The 19,692-nt window shown below is 63.1% G+C and carries 20 protein-coding genes; 10 read left to right on the top strand and 10 right to left on the bottom strand.

What is annotated here, in order from left to right; all coding sequences use genetic code 11:
- Positions 1 to 203: 203 nt before the first annotated feature.
- The 5 genes from AC0C6X_RS03695 to ubiE form a co-directional block, all read right to left on the bottom strand.
- Positions 204 to 983, bottom strand: a complete 780-nt coding sequence (locus AC0C6X_RS03695; protein ID WP_173515314.1) for an SDR family oxidoreductase — start codon at positions 981 to 983, stop codon at positions 204 to 206.
- Positions 984 to 1,152: 169 nt separating this feature from the next.
- A complete protein-coding gene (locus AC0C6X_RS03690) occupies positions 1,153 to 1,413 on the bottom strand; it encodes a hypothetical protein (protein WP_173515315.1) in 261 nt (86 codons plus the stop codon).
- A gap of 174 nt (positions 1,414 to 1,587) precedes the next feature.
- Positions 1,588 to 2,115: a GNAT family N-acetyltransferase gene (locus tag AC0C6X_RS03685; protein ID WP_173515316.1), complete on the bottom strand. Its 528-nt coding sequence runs from the start codon at positions 2,113 to 2,115 to the stop codon at positions 1,588 to 1,590.
- Positions 2,116 to 2,343: 228 nt separating this feature from the next.
- On the bottom strand, positions 2,344 to 3,918 hold the full coding sequence (gene ubiB, locus AC0C6X_RS03680; RefSeq protein ID WP_472951948.1) for a 2-polyprenylphenol 6-hydroxylase: 1,575 nt from the start codon (positions 3,916 to 3,918) through the stop codon (positions 2,344 to 2,346).
- Between the two features lie 5 nt (positions 3,919 to 3,923).
- Positions 3,924 to 4,700 (bottom strand): bifunctional demethylmenaquinone methyltransferase/2-methoxy-6-polyprenyl-1,4-benzoquinol methylase UbiE, encoded by a 777-nt coding sequence (gene ubiE, locus AC0C6X_RS03675; RefSeq protein ID WP_472951946.1) that lies wholly within the window; start codon positions 4,698 to 4,700, stop codon positions 3,924 to 3,926.
- Between the two features lie 173 nt (positions 4,701 to 4,873).
- On the opposite strand from ubiE, the gene mutM reads away from it, so the two are divergent.
- The 4 genes from mutM to dnaA all read left to right on the top strand — a co-directional run bounded on the left by mutM (position 4,874) and on the right by dnaA (position 9,641).
- Entirely contained in the window at positions 4,874 to 5,764 is an 891-nt protein-coding gene (gene mutM, locus AC0C6X_RS03670) for a bifunctional DNA-formamidopyrimidine glycosylase/DNA-(apurinic or apyrimidinic site) lyase (protein WP_472951945.1), read from the top strand.
- Between the two features lie 50 nt (positions 5,765 to 5,814).
- Complete coding sequence (locus AC0C6X_RS03665) at positions 5,815 to 6,588, top strand: enoyl-CoA hydratase (RefSeq protein WP_173515320.1); 774 nt, start codon at positions 5,815 to 5,817, stop codon at positions 6,586 to 6,588.
- Positions 6,589 to 6,888: 300 nt separating this feature from the next.
- On the top strand, positions 6,889 to 7,155 hold the full coding sequence (rpsT, locus tag AC0C6X_RS03660; RefSeq protein ID WP_034797494.1) for a 30S ribosomal protein S20: 267 nt from the start codon (positions 6,889 to 6,891) through the stop codon (positions 7,153 to 7,155).
- 1,040 nt (positions 7,156 to 8,195) lie between these two features.
- Positions 8,196 to 9,641 carry a chromosomal replication initiator protein DnaA gene (gene dnaA, locus AC0C6X_RS03655; protein WP_246304251.1) on the top strand — a complete coding sequence of 482 codons (1,446 nt, stop codon included), beginning with the start codon at positions 8,196 to 8,198 and terminating at the stop codon, positions 9,639 to 9,641.
- Positions 9,642 to 9,801: 160 nt separating this feature from the next.
- Here dnaA and gcvA read toward each other — a convergent pair whose 3' ends face one another.
- A complete protein-coding gene (gene gcvA / locus AC0C6X_RS03650; RefSeq protein ID WP_247958231.1) occupies positions 9,802 to 10,746 on the bottom strand; it encodes a transcriptional regulator GcvA in 945 nt (314 codons plus the stop codon).
- A gap of 160 nt (positions 10,747 to 10,906) precedes the next feature.
- Here gcvA and AC0C6X_RS03645 point away from each other — a divergent pair, with 160 nt between their 5' ends.
- The 5 genes from AC0C6X_RS03645 (at position 10,907) to AC0C6X_RS03625 (ending at position 14,985) form a co-directional block, all read left to right on the top strand.
- Positions 10,907 to 11,839: a DMT family transporter gene (locus AC0C6X_RS03645; protein WP_247958262.1), complete on the top strand. Its 933-nt coding sequence runs from the start codon at positions 10,907 to 10,909 to the stop codon at positions 11,837 to 11,839.
- A 123-nt stretch (positions 11,840 to 11,962) separates the two neighbouring features.
- Entirely contained in the window at positions 11,963 to 12,337 is a 375-nt protein-coding gene (locus tag AC0C6X_RS03640; RefSeq protein WP_247958230.1) for a YciI family protein, read from the top strand.
- Positions 12,334 to 13,608, top strand: a complete 1,275-nt coding sequence (locus tag AC0C6X_RS03635) for an RNA polymerase sigma factor (protein WP_247958229.1) — start codon at positions 12,334 to 12,336, stop codon at positions 13,606 to 13,608. Before AC0C6X_RS03640 ends, AC0C6X_RS03635 begins: the two co-directional genes overlap by 4 nt.
- Positions 13,609 to 13,683: 75 nt before the next feature.
- Positions 13,684 to 14,097 carry a DoxX family protein gene (locus tag AC0C6X_RS03630; RefSeq protein ID WP_247958228.1) on the top strand — a complete coding sequence of 138 codons (414 nt, stop codon included), beginning with the start codon at positions 13,684 to 13,686 and terminating at the stop codon, positions 14,095 to 14,097.
- Between the two features lie 273 nt (positions 14,098 to 14,370).
- Positions 14,371 to 14,985: a glutathione S-transferase family protein gene (locus tag AC0C6X_RS03625; RefSeq protein WP_247958227.1), complete on the top strand. Its 615-nt coding sequence runs from the start codon at positions 14,371 to 14,373 to the stop codon at positions 14,983 to 14,985.
- A gap of 82 nt (positions 14,986 to 15,067) precedes the next feature.
- On the opposite strand, the gene hemW is transcribed toward AC0C6X_RS03625, so the two are convergent.
- From hemW to rph, 4 genes are all read right to left on the bottom strand, one after another.
- Positions 15,068 to 16,252: a radical SAM family heme chaperone HemW gene (hemW, locus tag AC0C6X_RS03620; protein WP_247958261.1), complete on the bottom strand. Its 1,185-nt coding sequence runs from the start codon at positions 16,250 to 16,252 to the stop codon at positions 15,068 to 15,070.
- A gap of 82 nt (positions 16,253 to 16,334) precedes the next feature.
- Positions 16,335 to 16,979: an RdgB/HAM1 family non-canonical purine NTP pyrophosphatase gene (rdgB, locus tag AC0C6X_RS03615; RefSeq protein WP_173515326.1), complete on the bottom strand. Its 645-nt coding sequence runs from the start codon at positions 16,977 to 16,979 to the stop codon at positions 16,335 to 16,337.
- A 17-nt stretch (positions 16,980 to 16,996) separates the two neighbouring features.
- Positions 16,997 to 17,416, bottom strand: a complete 420-nt coding sequence (locus AC0C6X_RS03610; RefSeq protein WP_247958225.1) for a VOC family protein — start codon at positions 17,414 to 17,416, stop codon at positions 16,997 to 16,999.
- Between the two features lie 14 nt (positions 17,417 to 17,430).
- Positions 17,431 to 18,150, bottom strand: a complete 720-nt coding sequence (rph, locus tag AC0C6X_RS03605) for a ribonuclease PH (RefSeq protein ID WP_113132032.1) — start codon at positions 18,148 to 18,150, stop codon at positions 17,431 to 17,433.
- A gap of 376 nt (positions 18,151 to 18,526) precedes the next feature.
- On the opposite strand from rph, the gene hrcA reads away from it, so the two are divergent.
- Positions 18,527 to 19,606: a heat-inducible transcriptional repressor HrcA gene (gene hrcA / locus AC0C6X_RS03600; protein ID WP_472951944.1), complete on the top strand. Its 1,080-nt coding sequence runs from the start codon at positions 18,527 to 18,529 to the stop codon at positions 19,604 to 19,606.
- The last annotated feature ends 86 nt before the right edge of the window (positions 19,607 to 19,692 follow it).

The raw sequence follows: 19,692 nt of genomic DNA, 5'->3' as shown, positions 1-19,692 counted from the left end.
TCTCCCGCGCCCGGCATTGGCCCTCCGCGCGGATCATAGGTGGCAGAGCATCTATCTGGAAATTAAATGTATGAATGAGTTAAAGTGGAAATCTGAATGATGTTGCCTGTGGCGGCCGGCTGCATGCTACCGTCGGGCAGCAGGCGAGGTGTGATCTGACGATTGGATCACACCTGCCACAGGTGGATAGGTTCTGCGCTGCGTCAGAGCATCGAGCGGCTGAGGCCGCCATCGACCGGGAGTGCGACGCCGGTGACGTAGCTTGCCTGACGGCTGGCGAGGAAGGCCGCGGCTGCCCCGAATTCCGCCGGTGTGCCGTAGCGTCCGAGCGGGATTTCCCGCTGACTGCGCGCCGCGACCGTTGCGATATCGACGCCTTCGCTCTCCGCGTCCATCCGGTCGAAACTCAGCGTGCGGTCGGTGGCAAGCCGCCCGGGGAGAAGCAGGTTGACGGTCACGCCATCGGCTGCGACCTCGCCCGCAAGCGTCTTCAGCCAGCCGGCGACCGCACTTCTGAGCGCGTTCGAGGCGGTCAGCCCGACGATCGGCTCGCGGATGCTGGTGGAGGCGACGGCGATGATGCGTCCGAACTGCTGCTCCCGCATGTGAGGCAGCACCCGTCCGGTGATGCGCATGCCGGCCAGCACCATGGTTTCGAATTGCGCGCGCCAAAATTCGGGTTCGATCGTCGAGGCAGCCGAAGGGGGCGGTCCGCCGCCATTCAGCACCAGAATGTCGATCGCGCCGAAATCGGCTTCGAGCTGATCCAGCAGTCCGTCGAGCAGTTCGGGTTTCGAGAGGTCGAGCGCGTAGCCCCGCGCCGACGGGCCGATGTCGCTTGCCACCTTGGCCGCCGATGCGGCATCGCGACCGGTCAATGCAACGGTGACGCCTTCGTTCGCCAGCGCCTCGGCAATGCCGCGGCCCAGTCCCTTGCTGCCGCCGAGCACCAGCGCGCGTGTTCCAGCGATGCCAAGATCCATATCCGATGCTCCTCGATGCGGAATTCAGAATGACCAGGAATAGGAGCTAGGAGCTACTACAGTTTTCCTCGAAGCGGAATCCTTTTGACTGTCGGCGGATGGGCTGCCGGAATGGAAAAGCCCGGTCGGAAAACCGACCGGGCTTCTTGCCCCGCGCCCTTGCCGAAAATCAACGGCAGATGCGAATTTTCTTGAAGTAGACGTTGCCGTAGTGGTCGTAGCGCTTGACCTTCTTGATGAAGCAATAGGGCTCATCTTCGTAATAATAGGGGCCGCCATAGTAGTCGCCGACATAGCCGACATGCCCACCCCAGCCATGACCGTAGTGTCCATGGCCGAAACCGATCGAGAAACCGCCGGCCTGTGAAGGGGCGGCAAAGGAGACGGCGGCGGTGAAGGCAACAGCGGCTGCGATGATGAACTTGCGCATGATGTTCTCTCCTCTGGGTTGGTTGGGATGAACCTTCGTCATCCATGGGGAGAAGATCGCACGGGGCCGATATATTCGCAGTTCCGGATGGAACAGGCTGTAGCCGTCGGTTGCGGAGGACCGCGATCCGCCGGCTGCAGCGGTTGTCGGCTGCCGAAGTTCGGGGTTTTTCCGCTAGACGCGCTGTGCCGCTGGCGTGCGGATACGCGCCATGGCGAAAACGTCCGCCAGCGCACCGTTCCTAAGCGCATAGGCCCGGTGTGTGCCCTCCATCTCGAAGCCCGCCTTGCGGTAGAGTGCGATCGCGGGCTCATTGTCGGTGAACACGGTGAGTTCGATGCGGCTGATGCCCAGCCAGTTGTCGGCAGCGTCGATCAGGGCTGTAAGTAGAGACTTACCAATTCCTTCGCCGCGGTGATTGTCGTCGACGCTGATGCCGAGGGCGGCCGAATGGTGGCGCCGTCCCTTGCTGCGATGCAGGCCCGCCATGCCGACGATCCGACCGTCGCGTTCGGCAACGATGACCGTGTCGTCATCCGATCGGGTTTCCATCCACTTGCGTGTCTGCTCCGGGGTGGAAAAGGGCAAACGGAGTGTTCCGGATCGGATGCCCGGCTGGTTCATCAGGGCGGCAACGGCCTCCCAGTCGACGACGCGCGCCGCGCGGATGCTGATGTCAGGAGGAGCGTGCGTTTCGGTCATTGTTTCCTCTCTTTCGTCCGAGGAAACAGGACCCAACCCTGCTCGCCTCGGCAGGGGTGGTGGGGGACTTCTCGCTCAGCTCAGCGCAACAGGTCTCCCGCACACCCCTGGGGTATGCGTGCAAAGCACCATTGCGGTCATCGAGCGATTGTCCATGGCGGAAGAATAGCAAGCGAAAGTGGAAAGACAAGTCCGCAGAACACGCCGAACGCCCGGCGTGAAGGCCGATCAGGTCACCTGCCAGGCGATGTAGACGAGCGTGGCGGCGATCAGCCACAGCGCCATACGGCCGGAGCGCGTGTGTCTGGCTTCCGCCTTGCCGATCGCATGCGCGGTTTCCGCGTCGAAGCGTAGACCGTTCGCGCTCATCGCCATGATCTCGCTGGAGAACTTTTCCGTACGGGCGGCGATCTCGGGGGCGGCTTCCGCAAGCCGGAGTGCCGCATGCAGGCCGTCGCGCAAATCCGTGACGATGCGTTTCGGTCCGAGATTGTCGCGGATCCATTTGCCGACGACCGGTTCGGACGCCCTCCACATGTTGAAACGCGGGTTGAGGGTGCGCGCGACCCCTTCGACGACCACCATGGTCTTCTGCAGCATCACCAGTTCAGGGCGCGTCTGCATGTCGAAGAGTTCGGTGACCTCGAAGAGCAGGGTGAGGAGCTTCGCCATCGAGATGGTTTCGGCCGGCTGGCCGTGGATCGGCTCGCCGATCGCGCGGATCGCTTGGGCGAAGCTCGCCGCATCGTGGTGCGAAGGCACGTAGCCCGCCTCGAAATGCACGTCGGCGACTCGCTGGTAGTCGCGGGTAATGAAGCCGAACAGGATCTCCGCCAGGAAGCGGCGCTCCTTCTTTCCAAGTCTTCCGACGATGCCCATGTCGACGGCGACGATATGGCCGGCTTCATCGACGAAGAGGTTGCCCTGGTGCATGTCGGCGTGGAAGAAGCCATCGCGCAGCGTGTGCCGCAGGAAGGACTGGATCAGCGTTTCGGCGAGCTGGTTGAGGTCGTGGCCGGCAGCCTTCAGCCCCTCGATATCCGACATCTTGACGCCGTCGATCCATTCCATGGTGACGACGTCGCGGCCGGTCCGTTCCCAGTCGACCTTCGGCACGCGGAAGCCGGAATCGTCCTTGGTATTCTCGCCAAGCTCCGAAAGGGCGGCGGCCTCCAGGCGAAGATCCATTTCGATCTTGGTCGTCTGTTCCAGCGTCTTGGTGACCTCGACCGGCTTCAGCCGCCGCGTATAGGGCAGGAAGCGCTCCTGCATGTGGCTGACGAGATACATCGCCTCGATGTCGGAAGCGAAGCGCTGGCGCACGCCGGGGCGAATGACCTTGACCGCGACCTTTTCGGGTCCGCCGTCGCGCATCACGATGGCCGGATGCACCTGCGCGATCGAGGCAGCCGCCATCGGCTCGGAAAATTCGGCATAGAGGTCATCGACCCGCCGGCCGAGCGAACCTTCGATCGCGGCCTTGGCTTCTATCTGCGGGAAGGTCGCCATGCGGTCCTGCAACAGCGACAGGTCGGCCGCGAACTCCGCGCCGACAACATCGGGGCGGGTCGCCAGGAACTGGCCGATCTTCACATAGGAGGGGCCGAGGCGGGCGACGGCGCGCGACAGCCGGTCGCTGCGTTCCTCGCCCAGCACCCTGCGGCGCGCGAGCAGCCCCGCCACCTTCTGGGCGAAGCGGGCAAAGGGCGGCAGATGCTCCGATGGGATGGCCGAGACGACGCCTTCGCGCACGAGAACCCAGCCGATCCGCGCGAGGCGGACATATGCTCCAGGCGTGCTCATCGGGATCAGATTTTCCAGCCGGAATGCAGCGCTGCGATGCCGCCGGTGTAATTGGTGAAGGAGACGCGCGAGAAGCCGGCCTGCGTGATCATGGTGGCGAAGTCGCGCTGGTTCGGGAACTTGCGGATCGATTCCACCAGATATTGGTAGGGAGCCTCGTCGCCGGTGATCAGCTTGCCGAACTTCGGGATCGCGTTGAACGACCAGGCGTCATAGAAGCGATCGAGCAGCGGCATCTCCACCTCGGAGAATTCCAGCACCAGCAGGCGCCCACCGCGCTTCAGCACGCGGTATGCCTCCTTCAGCGCCACGTCGATGCGCGGCACGTTGCGGATGCCGAAGGCGATCGTATAGGCATCGAAGGAATTCGCCTCGAAGGGCAGTTCCTCTGCATTGGCCTCGACGAAATCGAGGTTGGCGGAAAGCTTCTTCTTTTCCGCCCGTTCGGCGCCGACGGCGAGCATCGAGCCGTTGATGTCGAGCACGGTCGCATGCGCCTTGCGGTCGGACGCCTCGATCATGCGGAAGGCGATGTCGCCGGTGCCGCCGGCAACGTCCAGTACCCTGTAGTCTTCGCGGCGCGGCGGGTTGAGCGCGGCGATCATCGCGTCCTTCCAGGCGCGGTGCAGGCCGGCCGACATCACATCGTTCATGATGTCGTAGCGCTTCGCCACCTTGTGGAATACGTCGTTGACGAGCGGCTGCTTTTCGCCGGCGTCGACGTTGCGGAAACCGAAGGATGTTTCCATGCCGCCATCGGCCGATACGCGCTGATCCGTCATACGAAGAACTCCATCTGAACCAATTTTTCCGGCACCATAGCGAAAAGGCCCCATCCGCGCTATCTCGTGGACGGGACCGCGCCTGCGGCATAGCGCACCCCTATAGGATAAGAAGGCCGCCAAGGAAATGCCAGCCGCCGCATCCCGGTGGCCGAGATCGCAGGAGTGCATTCATGCCGGAGTTGCCCGAGGTCGAAACTGTCAAGCGCGGCCTGGCGCCGACCATGGAGGGCGCGCGGATCGTCAATGCGGAGTTGCGCCGAGCGGACCTACGCTTCCCGTTTCCGGAGAATTTTTCCTCGACCGTTTCCGGCCAACGAATCGTCTCGCTGTCGCGCCGCGCGAAGTACCTGATGATCGATCTGGAAGCGGGCGACGTGATCATCGCCCATCTCGGCATGTCCGGTTCCTTCCGCATCGAGGCAGGACCGGCTGCGGCGACGCCGGGCGAGTTTCATCATCCGCGCGGCAAGGACGAGAAGCACGATCACGTCATCTTCCATCTCGACGGTGCCGACGGCCCGGTGCGGGTGATCTACAACGACCCGCGCCGTTTCGGCTTCATGGATCTTGCCCGCCGCGACACCGTGGCAAGCCACGCCTATTTCCGCGCGCTTGGCGAGGAGCCGACCGGAAACGCGCTCGATGCCGCCTATCTTGCCGCGCGCTTTTCCGGCAAGGCGCAGCCGCTGAAAGCGGCATTGCTCGACCAGAAGAACATCGCCGGCCTCGGCAATATCTACGTCTGCGAGGCGCTCTGGCGCTCACACCTGTCTCCCTTGAAGCCCGCGGGGGAACTCGTCGACAAGCGCGGCAAGCCGAAGGACGGGCTCCTGCGACTGACGAATGCGATCCGCGAAGTCATCGCTGACGCCATCGTCGCCGGCGGCTCGTCGCTGAAGGACCATATCCAGGCGGACGGATCGCTGGGGTACTTCCAGCACTCCTTCTCCGTCTACGACCGCGAAGGAGAGGCTTGCCGCACGCCGGGCTGCAACGGTACGGTCGCCCGTATCGTACAGGCGGGCCGCTCGACCTTCTATTGCCCGCATTGCCAGAAATGAACGCCGGCCGTCTGCGGCCTGGCGTCTCAAATGAACCGGAGGAAACAGGAATGACCTACGAAACGCTGCTGGTCGAAACGCGCGGCCGCGTCGGCCTCGTGACGCTCAATCGTCCGCAGGCGCTGAATGCGCTGAATTCGACCGTCATGCGCGAGCTCGCGGCGGCGCTGAAGGCCTTCGACGCCGACAAGGAGATCGGCGCCGTCGTCGTCACCGGCTCGGAAAAGGCCTTTGCCGCCGGTGCCGACATCAAGGAGATGCAGTCGCTCGATTTCGTCGACAGCTATCTCGGCGACTTCATCGGCGGCTGGGACCAAGTGGCCGCGGCGCGCAAGCCGGTCATCGCAGCCGTCTCCGGCTATGCCCTCGGCGGCGGCTGCGAACTGGCGATGATGTGCGACTTCATCATCGCCTCCGAGACCGCGAAGTTCGGCCAGCCCGAAATCACCCTCGGCGTCATTCCCGGCATGGGCGGCTCGCAGCGCCTGACGCGTGCCGTCGGCAAGGCGAAGGCGATGGACCTGGTTCTCACCGGCCGCATGATGGATGCGGCGGAGGCGGAGCGCGCGGGACTCGTTTCGCGTGTGGTGGCGCCGGAAAAACTGATGGAGGAAGCGCTGGCGGCTGCCGAGAAGATCGCATCCTTCTCGCTGCCGGCGGTCATGATGGCGAAGGAGGCGGTGAACCGCTCGCTGGAGCTGACGCTCGCCGAGGGGCTTCGTTTCGAACGGCGGCTCTTCCACTCGCTGTTTGCGACCGAAGACCAGAAGGAGGGCATGGCCGCATTCGTCGCCAAGCGCAAGCCGGAGTTCAAGCACCGCTAGGGCGGGATGAGGAAAAGTGTACGCGATTTTCCGTCTGCCTCCGCTCAAGGCTTGGGAGTATCGATCGCGTTATGGTCTTGGGTCGATCCGACCCAAGACCATCGTGATCCAAGCCAAAGGGGACTCGCAGATTCTGGAAATTGCGCGTTGACGGGGCGGCCGTTTCCCGCTATACGCCGCCCTCAGTTTGGAACGCCATCTGGGCTTTCCGGAAATACTCCCGAATTGCTTTGATGACAGGTCGCAGTGACCCGGCACGGCGAGGGCGGAGTTAATGTCAGTTTTCGAAGAGAGGCACCAATGGCCAATACAACTTCGGCGAAAAAGGCGACCCGCAAGATCGCACGCCGCACCGCAGTGAACAAGGCCCGTCGTTCGCGCGTTCGCAACTTCATCCGCAAGGTCGAAGAAGCGATCGCTACCGGCGATCAGGCAGTTGCAGCCGCAGCGCTCAAGGCAGCTCAGCCCGAGCTGATGCGCGCAGCCACCAAGGGCGTCCTGCACGCCAACACTGCATCGCGCAAGGTTTCGCGTCTCGCGCAGCGCGTGAAGTCGCTTTCGGCCTAATCCGGCTAAGAAAAATCTGTTAATGAAAAGCCCGGCCCTTGCGCCGGGCTTTTCGGATTCATACTTCTGTCATCGCGATGGTTAATCCGGCAGTATTACCTTGTGTCAGTGCGATGACAAAATTTTTTAAACAAATTCAATGACTTACGAGAGGTCCTTGTCAGAAGGATGTCTCTGGCTGGGGCTCCTCTGACCCCGGAATGAGTCAAGCGATTTTTTATTTTTTTTCTTTTTCGCCAGCTAAGCAAAGGCCGAAAAATCAAAACCCTTGATTCAACAGCGATTCTTCGCGGACTCGGAATGCGGCAAGCAAAAGGCAGGCTGAGAGTCAACGGTCAGTGCTTAAGGTTGCTTAAAAATCGCGATTGATCTTGCCCATCGATCCTGCCTAAATGCCCTTCACAGGGGACACGGACCACATCTGTAAAGGAAGCAGAAGACGCCATTTCGAAGAAATGGTTTCGATGTTTCTGTCCCTTGTATCAGGGCGGCTCCACGTCGTTCAATCAGACAAGTCGAAGGTGAAAAACCGGATGGTTCGTTCCACTCCGGATGAGAAGCTTTCGTCCTATGGTTGTGACGGGGGCTCATGTGTCGACGGCGGGTGCAAGCGGCACCCGACGGACGGCAAAGGTCCAACGCGCGGCTCGACGCTTCGTACGAGGGTGCGAAGAGCTGTTGACGAGGAGGAGGATCCGAGGCGGTGCGGGAAGCGCACCGGAGGATTGTTGACAAGAGGCGCGAGGGGACATCCTCCGGCCACAGGTGGGCGGGCGGATGCGCGTAGCGCGCAGCGAGGCGGGAGATGAGGAGCCCGGCGTTGACTGCGACTGTGACGTTCGGCGAATGCGGCATGGCCTTCCGAGGCGCCGCAGGCGACGGACATAAGAGATGACGCCGGCAGCGATGACGGCATCTGAACATGAATGGAAGGCGGCAAAATGCAGATGAATTTGGTGACGGCGGGCGCACTTCAGAAAGAAGGAGACGCATTCCAAGCCGGAAGCAATCTATCTCAGGCGGCGGGGGAAAAATTCGACATGAGGCACGACGCACTGTTCGAGCGGGTAAGTGCGCGTCTCAAGGCTCAAGTCGGTCCGGATGTCTTCGCAAGCTGGTTTGGGCGTCTGAAGCTCCATTCCGTATCCAAGAGCGTCGTGCGTCTCTCGGTGCCGACCACGTTCCTGAAGTCCTGGATCAACAATCGTTATCTCGATCTCATCACCTCGATCTTCCAGCAGGAAGACGGCGAGATTCTGAAGGTCGAGATCCTGGTGCGGACCGCGACCCGTGGCGCCCGGTCGACGACACAGGAAGAAGCGTTGCCGCAGGCAGCCGAAGCTGCTCCGGCCGCACCTGCGCGCCGTCCGGCCGCAGCGCAGCCGGTCGCAACCGTTGCCGCAGCCGCGGTCGCGAGCGTTCAGAAGCCGGCCCAGGCGCCGCTTTTCGGCTCGCCGCTCGACCAGCGCTATAACTTCGAGAACTTCGTCGAGGGATCCTCGAACCGCGTGGCGCTTGCCGCCGCCCGGACGATCGCCGAAGCCGGTGCCGGTGCGGTGCGGTTCAATCCGCTTTTCATCCATTCGAGCGTCGGTCTCGGCAAGACGCACCTCCTGCAGGCGATCGCCATCCAGGCGCTGCAGAGCGCGCGTGCACCGCGCGTCGTCTATCTGACGGCCGAATATTTCATGTGGCGTTTCGCCACCGCCATTCGCGACAACGATGCGCTGTCGCTCAAGGAGTCGCTGCGCAACATCGATCTTCTGATCATCGACGACATGCAGTTCCTGCAGGGTAAGTCGATCCAGCACGAGTTCTGCCATCTCCTGAACATGCTGCTCGATTCCGCCAAGCAGGTCGTCGTCGCCGCCGACCGCGCGCCGTGGGAGCTGGAGTCGCTCGACAGCCGCGTTCGTTCCCGTCTCCAGGGTGGTGTCGCCATCGAGATGGACGGCCCGGACTACGACATGCGCCTCGAAATGCTGAAGCGCCGGCTGGAAGTCGCCCGCCAGGAAGACGGATCGCTCGACATCCCCGGCGATATCCTGAGCCATGTCGCCCGTAACGTGACGGCGAGCGGTCGCGAACTGGAAGGCGCGTTCAACCAGCTCCTGTTCCGCCGCTCCTTCGAGCCGCAGCTTTCGATCGAGCGCGTCGATGAACTGCTCGGCCATCTCGTCAATGCCGGCGAGCCGCGCCGCGTTCGGATCGAAGATATTCAGCGCGTCGTCGCCAAACATTACAACGTCTCGCGCCAGGAACTCGTCTCCAATCGCCGCACCCGCGTCATCGTCAAGCCGCGCCAGATCGCCATGTATCTGTCGAAGACTCTGACCCCGCGCTCCTTCCCGGAGATCGGCCGTCGTTTCGGTGGACGCGACCACACGACGGTGCTGCATGCCGTGCGCAAGATCGAAGAGTTGATCGCCGGCGATACCAAGCTCAGCCACGAGATCGAGCTTCTGAAGCGGCTGATCAACGAATAGTCGCGGCCGACTGTTTCAAGAAATTGGCCCGGCTTTCCGGGCCTTTTTCGTTTGGATTCTAGAGCGCCGTGCGTTCATATGAACGCACAAAGGACGCTCTAGCGTTTTGATTCTAGAGCATCTTTCCGCTTCCAGTGATTCCACATGAAAGCGGGATGCTCTAGCGCACCGCTTTCAACGTCGGTCGTTGCGCCGACCTGATCGTCTGATCCTCGATGATCTCTTGTGCCCGCGCTTCCGCGATGATCCAGGTGCGGAAGGCGACGACCGGCGGTCGGTCGAGGGCGGCCGGCGGGTAGACGAGGTGATAGGCAAGGCCGGTCATCACGCCCTCGGGGAAGGGGGCGACCAGCAGGCCTTCCGCAAGCTCGCGCGCCACCAGGGAGAGCCGCACCAGCGCGACGCCGTCTCCGGCTTTCGCCGCCTCGATGGCGCCGTTGCTGTTGACGAAGACCGGCCCGCGCCCGGGGTCCACTCCCTCGACCCCCGCCGCCGCCAGCCACAGCCGCCAGTCCTGGCGGTGCACGTCGTGCAGCAGCGCATGGCGGGCGAGGTCGCTGGGTGTGTCGAGCGGCTGCTTGGCCCTGAGCGCCGGGTGGATGACCGGCACCGGGTCGTCGTCGATCAGGCGTTCGCTGACGAGACCGTCATAGCGACCGAGCCCGTGCCGGACGGCGACGTCGACGCCGTCATTGTCGAAATCCGTCAGACGGTTCGTGGTGCTGATGCGGACATCGATTCCAGGCACCTGCTGTTCGAAAGCGCCGATGCGCGGCACCAGCCATTGGGCGGCGAAGGTCGGCGTGCAACTCACCGTCAGCACCGGCGCACGTTTGCGTGCGGTCAGCTCTTCGGTCGCCTCCCGCATCATGCGGAATGCCCGCCGGAGCGTCGAAAAATAGATGCTGCCGTCTTCCGTCAGGACCAGTTGCCTCGGCCGCCGCTCGAAGAGCGTCACGCCGAGTGTCTGCTCCAGCTCCCGCACCTGCAGGCTGACGGCCCCGGGCGTGACATTGAGTTCGCGTGCCGCCTTGGTGACGCTGGAATGTCGCGCCGTTGCCTCGAAGGCGCGAAGCGATGCGAGTGAGGGCAGGGATGTCGCCATGGTTTAGCCAAACTCAATCATACGTCGAGAAATGATCGTTTGTTCTGTGCCTAATATCCTGAGATTAATGGCACAATGTCAAGGAAACCGAAGCCGCTATGATTTAGTCAGGCAAACAAAGAGGGTTACGGTCGTGGTGCAAGCAACTCACGCCAAGGTCATGGGCGCCCGGGAATGGGGCATGCTGGTCCTGCTGTCCATCCTATGGGGCGGCTCCTTCTTCTTCATCGGCATCGCCGTCAGGGCGCTGCCGCCCTTTACGATCGTGGCGGTGAGGGTCAGTCTCGCGGCGGCCGCGCTGCTCCTGTTCGTGCGTTTTGCCGGATTGTCGATGCCGCGGGATCCGCGCGTGTGGCTGGCGTTTTTCGGCATGGGACTGCTCAACAATCTCATTCCCTTCTCGCTGATCGTCTGGGGGCAGACGCATATCGCCAGCGGCCTCGCCTCGATCCTCAACGCCACCACGCCGCTCTTCGGCGTGATCGTGGCTCATCTCCTGACCGACGACGAGAAGCTGACCGTCAACCGCTTCGCCGGCGTGGTCGTCGGATTCCTCGGTGTTGCCGTAATGATTGGTCCGGCGGCACTCGGTGGGCTCGGCTCGAACCTCCTTGCCCAGCTCGCCGTTCTCGGCGCGGCGCTCTCCTATTCGCTGGCCGGTGTCTTTGCCCGCCGCTTCAAGCGCATGGGCGTTGCACCGCTGGTCACCGCGACCGGCCAGGTCTCGGCAGCCAGCGTGATGCTGGTGCCGCTGTCGCTGCTCGTCGATCATCCCTGGACGCTCGCCATGCCCGGCCTCGACGTCTGGGCAGCGATCGTCGGTATCGCCCTGGTCTCGACCGCGCTCGCCTACGTCCTCTTCTTCCGTATCCTGGAGACGGCTGGCGTCACCAACCTGATGCTTGTCACCTTCCTGATCCCGGTCAGCGCCATCCTGCTCGGCGCGATGTTCCTGGGCGAGACGCTGGAGCCCAAGCATTTCTTGGGCATGGCGCTGATTGCGGCCGGCCTCGCGGCGATCGATGGGCGCTTTCTCCGCCTCTTGCGTCGGCCGGCCGTCGAGCCCAACCTGGAATGCCGCGAGAACGTCTGAACGTTCACGCTCACACGTCTTGCGGGCCGGTAGGCGAAAGCACTACCGGCCCTGTATTTTTCACAGGCGTTGTCGGCTATCTGTCGACAGCATCGTCTTTGAACCGAGGAGCAGGTGAGTTCCATGCTTTACGCCGTGTTTTGCTATAACCAAGAAGATGTCACGAGTGCCTGGAGCAAAGAGCAGGACGAAAAGGTCATGCGTGATCTCGCAGCCGTCCAAAGCAAATATGCCGAGGCCGGCAGGCTTGGACCAGTGGCGCGCCTGCAGCCGACAGCGGCAGCAATGACGCTTCGGCACAGCCATCGCGAGACGATCGTCACCGATGGCCCGTTTGCCGAGACGAAGGAACAGCTGCTCGGCTTCTATGTCGTCGATTGCGCGTCTCTCGACGAAGCGCTCGACTTTGCCCGTGACCTGAGTGCCGCCAATCCGGCTGCCGGCTCCTACGAAATCCGACCTCTCGCCCTCTACAAACCCAGTGAGCTTGCTTCATGACAGACACCGCCTGGATAGACCTCGCACTCGTTTCAGCCCGGCCGCAGGCTGTGGGCGCATTGCTGCGCTATTTCCGCAATCTGGATACGGCCGAGGAAGCGTTTCAGGAGGCCTGCATCCGGGCTTTGAAGACCTGGCCGAAGAGCGGACCGCCGCGCGATCCTGCGGCGTGGCTGATCTTCGTCGGCCGCAACAGCGGCATCGACAAGGTCCGGCGCCAGTCACGCGAGACGGCGCTGCCGCCCGAAGAAATGCTCTCCGACCTCGAGGATCAGGAAAACGATCTCGCTGACCGGCTGGATGGGTCGCAGTATCGCGACGACATTCTTCGCCTGCTGTTCGTCTGCAGCAATCCCGCACTCCCCGCCACGCAACAGATCGCTCTGGCGTTGCGCATCGTCTCGGGCCTTTCCGTCAAGCAGATCGCTCGCGCCTTTCTCGTCAGCGAAGCGGCGATGGAGCAGCGTATCACCCGCGCCAAGTCCCGCGTCGCGGCCGCTGGCCTTGCCTTCGAGACGCCTGATGCGGCCGATCGTGCCGACCGGCTCGCCGCCGTCGCAACGATGATCTATCTCGTCTTCAACGAAGGCTATTCGGCGATGAACGGCCCGGAAAGCGTCTCGGCCGATCTCTGCGAGGAGGCGATCCGCCTTGGGCGCCTGCTGCTGCAGCTCTTTCCCGCGGAACCGGAGATCATGGGGCTGACGGCGTTGATGATGATCCAGCATTCCCGCGCACGCGCCCGCTTCGATGCCGATGGGGCAGTCATCCTGCTCGAAGATCAGGACCGCGGATTGTGGGACCGGCCGCTGATCAACGAAGCGCTGGCGCTGATCGACAGGGCGATGCGCCATCGCCAGCCCGGCGCCTATCAGATCCAGGCGGCGATCGCCGCCCTGCATGCGCGGGCCGAGCGCCCCGAGGACACCGACTGGGCGCAAATCGATCTGCTGTACCAGGCGCTCGAAAGGCTGCAGCCCTCGCCGGTGATCACCCTCAACCGCGCCGTGGCGGTATCGAAGCGCGACGGCCCGCAAGCAGCGCTCGCCATGATCGAGCCGCTGGCCGACAAATTGTCCGGCTACTTCTATTTCCACGGCCTCAGCGGACACCTCCTGAAGCAACTCGGCAAGGTTCGCGAGGCGCGCGTCGCATTCGATCATGCCATCGCGCTTGCGACCAATGCCGCCGAGTGCGCCTATATCCGCATGCAACTCGACAAGCTCGGCGAGGAGCCGGGCATCGAAAGCGGTCGCGCCGAAAAGAGATAAAAGTTCGGTGGCTCTGTCGGGATCGGTCGCGCAGCTTCGTCCTTGGACCGAAACGAGATCCAAGGAGAGACACCAATGAACACCAGTCTTGTCATGCCTGTTCCGACGGCAAAGTCCGTCATCTTCGGCCGCGTCCTGAGTGGCGTGCTCGTCGCGTTCCTCGTCTTCGATGCGGCAATCAAGCTCGTGCCGCTTCAGGTGGTCACCGAGACCATGGTTGCCCTCGGCTACCCCACGGATCCGGGCTTGGCGCGGCTGCTCGGTGTGCTGACGCTTCTCTGCACGCTGCTCTATGTGTTCCCGCGGACGTCGATCCTCGGTGCCATTCTGCTCACCGGCTACCTCGGTGGCGCCATGGCGACGCATTTGCGGGCGGGTAGCCCGCTCTTCACCCATCTGCTCTTCGGCTTCTATCTCGGCGTCATAGCCTGGGGCGGCCTGTGGCTCAGAGACCCGCGGCTGCGCAGCCTGATTCCCTTCAAGAGCTGACCGCCGCCCCAACTGAACGCGTGAAAGACGACCATGTCGAAGACTACATCGCGGGCCTCTCCGGCGTTCCGGAGATTTGCGAAACGCCTGCATGCGGCGCTGATCGCCGCAGGCCAAAGGCATCGAGCTCAACCGGCTGAACGGCGATCCGATGAAGTAACGCTTCGCGATACAAACTTGCAGCACGGCGGCTAAAACAGAGCGCCTTTATCGGCCGCAATGCAATATCTCTTCGCGGGAACAGGAATTCACGCCGGATCCCGCGAGGCAAAGATGATCCTCTACTATCAGACCCATTCTCCTTTCGCCCGCAAGGCGCTCGTCTTCGCGCACGAGGTCGGTCTTGCCGACCGGCTCGAGGTCATCCACCACGAGACCAGCCCGACGCGCCGCAATGACGAGGTCTACGCCGAAAACCCGCTCGGCAAGGTTCCGGTGCTGCTACGCGAGGGGCAGGAGCCGATCTTCGATTCCGATGTCATCTGCGCCTATCTCGACACGCTGCACCACGGGCGCAAGCTGATCCCCGAACTGGGCGAGCCGCGGTGGCGGGCGTTGCGCATGCAGTCGGTGGCGCAGGTCCTCGCCCAAACCGGCATCGGTTTGCGCTGGGAATGGGAGAGGCGCCCGGAGCACCTGCGGTATCCGGAACTCGCCAAGGGGTACGAAGAGAAGATCGAGGCGACTTACGATTGGCTGGAGCAGGCGCTGTCGCCCGAGGAAGACGTCGATATCGGGCAGATCGCGCTCGCCACGACGCTCTCCTGGATGGCATTTCGCAACCTGCCGTCGTTCCGCAGCCGCCCGCGGCTGAGCCACTGGTTCGATACGTTCGAGCGGCGGCCATCCATGCAGGCGACGCCGCTTTCGGGTGAGACGTTCGATTGAGGCCGCAGCCGGCGAAAACCGCCGGAGGCAATTCCAGAAAAAGTGTGACGCAGTTTTCCGTCCGGAATTGCATCCTGTCGGCTCAGGGGCAGGCGAGGTCGGCAACCACCGCATCGAGGATCAGCATGCCGGCCGGTGTGCAGCGCAGGCGCGAGTTGCCGAGCCGCTCGATGAAGCCGTTGTCGATCAGGAACTGTTCGCGTTCCGGGTCCGGATCGCGCCCGGAGAGGCTCTGCCAGCGGGCGAGGTCGACGCCTTCTTTCAGGCGTAGGCCCATCAGCAGCAATTCGTCGGACTGCGCTTCGAGATCGAGTGCTTCGCGTTCGACCATGCCATGACCGTAGGTTTCGACAAGGCGCAGCCATTCCTCCGGCTTGCGTTCGGTGGCGGTCGCGATCTTGCCGGGGCCGACACTGAGGCGGCCGTGGGCGCCAGGGCCGATGCCGGCATAGTCACCATAGCGCCAGTAGGTGAGGTTGTGGCGGCTCTCAGCGCCCGGTCGGGCGTGGTTTGAGACCTCGTAGGCCGGCATGCCGATCGCCGCCGTGATGTCCTGGGTCGCCTCGTAGAGCACGGCCGATTGCTCGCCATCCGGAACGATGAGCTTGCCGGCCTTGTGCAGCCCGTAGAAGGGCGTGCCTTCTTCGATCGTCAGTTGGTAGAGCGAGAGGTGGTCGACCGCGTAGGACACGGCCTCCTTCAATTCGCGCTCCCACTCCTCGACCGTCTGGTTGGGGCGGGCGTAGATCAGGTCGAAGGACATGCGCGGGAAGATCTCGCGCGCGAGCCGGATCGCCTTCAGCGCATCCTCGACATTGTGCAGCCGTCCGAGGAACTTGAGGTCGCGGTCGTTCAACGCCTGGACGCCGAGCGAGACACGATTGATGCCGGCAGCGCGATAGCCGTGGAAGCGCATCGCCTCGACGCTCGAAGGATTGGCCTCCATGGTGATTTCGATGCCGTTGGGCACATGCCAGTGGCGGGCAATCCCCTGCAGGATCGCATCGACCGTCGCCGGTTCCATCAGCGACGGCGTGCCGCCGCCCATGAAGATACTGGTGACGCTGCGCGGACCGGAAAGCTCACGTGCTTCTTCCATCTCCTTCAGGAAGGCGGAAACGAAACGCGGCTGGTCTACCGGCTGGTGACGCACATGGCTGTTGAAGTCGCAATAGGGGCATTTGGCCGCGCAGAACGGCCAGTGCACATAGACCCCGAAACCGGGGTCCATGCCGTCACCGATCGCCGTTAGCGTGGCCGTCTGCATCGTTGCGTCTCTCATGGTCACTTTTCAAAGGGAGCGGGATGCGGGCGAAAAGCCGCCCGCACTTTTCCTGATTCCGCTCCAATCAGGCTCCGAGGCAGGTCTCGGCAAAAATCTTGAAGGCGCGGGCGCGGTGCGACAGGGCCTCTGCGTCGCCCGGCTTCCAGCCGTGCTTTTCGTCGGCGCTCATCTCGCCGAAGGTGGTTTCGTAGCCTTTCGGCTGGAACACCGGGTCGTAGCCGAAGCCCTGGCTGCCACGCGGCGGCCAGACGACGTGGCCTTCGACCTCACCGCGGAAGAGCTCCACATGGCCGTCCGGCCAGGCAAGGCAGAGCACCGAGACGAAGCGGGCCGTGCGCTCGGCCGGCGTGATTGCGCCTTTTTCCTGCAGCGCCTTTTCGACCCTCTCCATGGCCATGGCGAAGTCGCGGCTTCCGTCCTCGCGCTCCGCCCAGTTGGCGGTGTAGACGCCGGGTGCGCCGCCAAGCGCGTCGATCGCAAGACCGGAATCGTCCGAAAGCGCCGGCAGGCCGGAAGCTTTGGCCGAGGCGAGCGCCTTGATCGTCGCATTCTCCTCGAAGGTGGTGCCGGTTTCGTCTGGCTCGATGAAGTTGAGGTCCGCGGCCGACTTCGCCTCGAAACCGAGCGGGCCGATCAGGTCGCGGATTTCGCGGATCTTGCCGGCATTGTGGCTGGCGACGATCAGCGTCTTGTTGTCCAGTTTGCGCATAGTGTCTCGTTTCGTGTTCATTCGATGGACCACAGGCCCGGTTCCGCACATTCGAGGCTGTTGCCGGCCGGGTCGCGGAAATAGAAGGATCGCGCCCCGTTCGGCCAGCGAAGATCGCTTTCGATGGCGACGCCGGATGCTTCGAGTTTTGCCCTCCAGGCGTCGAGTGCCTCGGCCGATACGCGAAAGCACATGTGACCCCGGCCGGTCGTACCGTGCGGCGGCACCGGCAGCGCGGCGTCCGGCGCCGGCGGTTTTACCGTTTCGGCCGGATTGAAGATCAAAAGCACGCCCTGGCCACAGCGGAAGAAGACATGCCGGTTCCCCGCCCGGCTGATCCGCGTCAGGCCGAGCACGCCGCCGTAGAAGGCCTCGGCGGCATCGAGATCGGCCGCATAGAGCGCAGTCTCGAGTATGCCTTCCAGTGCCGGGGCCATATCTTCTCCTGCGGTCAGCCTGCGATCGCCTGCTTCTGCAGCGCGACCAGTTCGGCGATGCCGGACTTCGCAAGACCCATCAGGCTCGCGAATTCCTCTTCGCTGAAGGGCTTGCCTTCGGCCGTGCCCTGGATCTCGACGATGCCGCCGGAGCCGGTCATGACGAAGTTGGCATCGGTCTCGGCGGCGGAATCCTCGAGATAGTCGAGGTCGATCACCGACTGGTTGGCGAAGATGCCGCAGGAAATGGCGGCGACATGATCCTTCAGCACCTTCTCGACCTTGACCATGTTGCGCGCTTCCATCCACTTCAGGCAGTCGTACAGCGCCACCCAGGCGCCGGTGATCGAGGCCGTGCGCGTGCCGCCATCCGCCTGGATGACGTCGCAGTCGATCGAGATCTGGCGTTCGCCGAGCGCCGGCAGGTCGACGACGGCGCGCAGCGACCGGCCGATCAGGCGCTGGATTTCCTGGGTGCGGCCGCTCTGCTTGCCGTTTGCCGCCTCGCGCTTCATGCGCTCGCCGGTGGCGCGCGGCAGCATGCCGTATTCCGCGGTAACCCAACCCTTGCCGCCGTTGCGCAGCCAGGCCGGAACCTTCTCTTCGAGGCTGGCCGTGCAGAGCACGTGCGTGTCACCGAACCGCACCAGACAGGAGCCTTCCGCGTGCTTGGAGAAATTGCGCTCGAAAGAAACCTTGCGCATTTGGTCGGTTTTTCTGCCGGATGGCCGCATCGTCAACTCCTATCGTATCTGGGGAGCCTTCTACTGCATAATTCCCTAAATCGAAATCGACTTGGGGACAAAATTATGCGGCAGCTTGAAGTGCGGCGGCGAGCTTGGATCACGATGATTTCGGGTTAGTTCGACCCGAAATCATAAACGTGACCGTTTCCTGTATGTTGGAGCGGGATGCAGGCGGAAAACCGCTACGCTTTTCCTCATCTCGCTCTCGCGCCTCCCAACGGATCGCGCGGCACCGTTGAGCAAGGCAGAGGTAGATGGAACCGGTGGATGGCCGGGAGGCCGGGCGATTTTTCCCTTTTGCCATCGGCCAGCAGGATCACTATATTCCGGGCACGGCAGGATGTGCCTGCAAGTGTGGAGTGACATGGTACTGCGCAGTCCCGGAGCAAAGGAAATCGCCGCGGCGCTGGACGAGCGCTCGGGTGAAATTTTCCGTCGCATCGTGGAAACCTATCTGGCGAGCGGCGAACCGCTCGGCTCGCGCAATTTGTCGCGACTCCTGCCGATGTCGCTCTCTCCCGCGTCCGTTCGCAATGTGATGAGCGATCTCGAAGATCTCGGTCTCATCTATTCGCCGCATGTCAGTGCCGGCCGCCTGCCCACCCAGACGGGGCTGCGCTTTTTCGTCGATGCCTTCATGCAGGTCGGCAATCTCTCGGTCGAGGACCGGGCGTCGATCGACCGTCAGGTTCGGCGCAGCGACCATGCCCAGCCGGTGGACGCTTTGCTGGCCGAGGCGAGCCAGATGTTGTCGGGCATGTCACGCGGGGCGGGCCTCGTCATCACCGCCAAGGCCGATCCCGTGCTGAAGCATGTCGAGTTCATCCGCCTGGCGCCGACCAAGGCGCTTGCCGTTCTCGTCGGCGAGCATGACCAGGTGGAAAACCGCATCATCGAACTGCCGGCCGGGGTCACCAGCTCGCAGCTCACCGAAGCGGCAAACTTCCTCAACGCCCATCTTGCCGGCCAGACGATCGCCGAGGTGCGCACGCAGCTCGAGAAGGTCAAGCAGACGGTGCGCGGCGAACTCGACGCGCTGTCGCAGGACCTCGTCGAGCGTGGCCTCGCCATCTGGTCGGGCAGTGAGGGCGACGAGAAACCGGCGCGGCTGATCGTGCGCGGGCGGGCCAACCTGCTGGAAGGCTTGGAGGGGGCCGAGGATATTGATCGGCTCCGCATGCTCTTCGACGACCTTGAAAAGAAGGACAGCCTGATCGAGCTGCTCGATCTTGCCGAGAGCGGCCCGGGTGTCCGAATCTTCATCGGCTCGGAAAACAAGCTCTTCTCGCTCTCCGGTTCGTCGCTGATCGTGGCACCCTATCGCGATGGCGAGGACCGCATCGTCGGTGCGGTCGGCGTCATAGGCCCGACGCGACTCAACTATTCCCGCATTGTGCCGATGGTCGACTATACCGCGCAACTGATGTCGCGGCTTTCCCGCTAAAGCCGCGCTTTTGGTCGCGCGCGTGATTGAACCCTTGATTTTTCGCCCCCAAACCTCGATATCGGCTTCAAATCCAGTCACAGGGC

The sequence above is a fragment of the Ensifer sp. VA4 genome (assembly GCF_055710065.1).
Note: the sequence above shows the minus strand (reverse complement) of the source record. Positions and strands in the feature narration are given on the sequence as shown.

Excerpts from the sequence above, each read along its gene's own strand:
- AC0C6X_RS03695 (WP_173515314.1), bottom strand. The coding sequence starts at position 983 with ATGGATCTTGGCATCGCTGGAACACGCGCGCTGGTGCTCGGCGGCAGC.
- AC0C6X_RS03690 (WP_173515315.1), bottom strand. The coding sequence starts at position 1,413 with ATGCGCAAGTTCATCATCGCAGCCGCTGTTGCCTTCACCGCCGCCGTC.
- AC0C6X_RS03685 (WP_173515316.1), bottom strand. The coding sequence starts at position 2,115 with ATGACCGAAACGCACGCTCCTCCTGACATCAGCATCCGCGCGGCGCGC.
- ubiB (WP_472951948.1), bottom strand. The coding sequence starts at position 3,918 with ATGAGCACGCCTGGAGCATATGTCCGCCTCGCGCGGATCGGCTGGGTT.
- ubiE (WP_472951946.1), bottom strand. The coding sequence starts at position 4,700 with ATGACGGATCAGCGCGTATCGGCCGATGGCGGCATGGAAACATCCTTC.
- mutM (WP_472951945.1), top strand. The coding sequence starts at position 4,874 with ATGCCGGAGTTGCCCGAGGTCGAAACTGTCAAGCGCGGCCTGGCGCCG.
- AC0C6X_RS03665 (WP_173515320.1), top strand. The coding sequence starts at position 5,815 with ATGACCTACGAAACGCTGCTGGTCGAAACGCGCGGCCGCGTCGGCCTC.
- rpsT (WP_034797494.1), top strand. The coding sequence starts at position 6,889 with ATGGCCAATACAACTTCGGCGAAAAAGGCGACCCGCAAGATCGCACGC.
- dnaA (WP_246304251.1), top strand. The coding sequence starts at position 8,196 with ATGAGGCACGACGCACTGTTCGAGCGGGTAAGTGCGCGTCTCAAGGCT.
- gcvA (WP_247958231.1), bottom strand. The coding sequence starts at position 10,746 with ATGGCGACATCCCTGCCCTCACTCGCATCGCTTCGCGCCTTCGAGGCA.
- AC0C6X_RS03645 (WP_247958262.1), top strand. The coding sequence starts at position 10,907 with ATGGGCGCCCGGGAATGGGGCATGCTGGTCCTGCTGTCCATCCTATGG.
- AC0C6X_RS03640 (WP_247958230.1), top strand. The coding sequence starts at position 11,963 with ATGCTTTACGCCGTGTTTTGCTATAACCAAGAAGATGTCACGAGTGCC.
- AC0C6X_RS03635 (WP_247958229.1), top strand. The coding sequence starts at position 12,334 with ATGACAGACACCGCCTGGATAGACCTCGCACTCGTTTCAGCCCGGCCG.
- AC0C6X_RS03630 (WP_247958228.1), top strand. The coding sequence starts at position 13,684 with ATGAACACCAGTCTTGTCATGCCTGTTCCGACGGCAAAGTCCGTCATC.
- AC0C6X_RS03625 (WP_247958227.1), top strand. The coding sequence starts at position 14,371 with ATGATCCTCTACTATCAGACCCATTCTCCTTTCGCCCGCAAGGCGCTC.
- hemW (WP_247958261.1), bottom strand. The coding sequence starts at position 16,252 with ATGCAGACGGCCACGCTAACGGCGATCGGTGACGGCATGGACCCCGGT.
- rdgB (WP_173515326.1), bottom strand. The coding sequence starts at position 16,979 with ATGCGCAAACTGGACAACAAGACGCTGATCGTCGCCAGCCACAATGCC.
- AC0C6X_RS03610 (WP_247958225.1), bottom strand. The coding sequence starts at position 17,416 with ATGGCCCCGGCACTGGAAGGCATACTCGAGACTGCGCTCTATGCGGCC.
- rph (WP_113132032.1), bottom strand. The coding sequence starts at position 18,150 with ATGCGGCCATCCGGCAGAAAAACCGACCAAATGCGCAAGGTTTCTTTC.
- hrcA (WP_472951944.1), top strand. The coding sequence starts at position 18,527 with ATGGTACTGCGCAGTCCCGGAGCAAAGGAAATCGCCGCGGCGCTGGAC.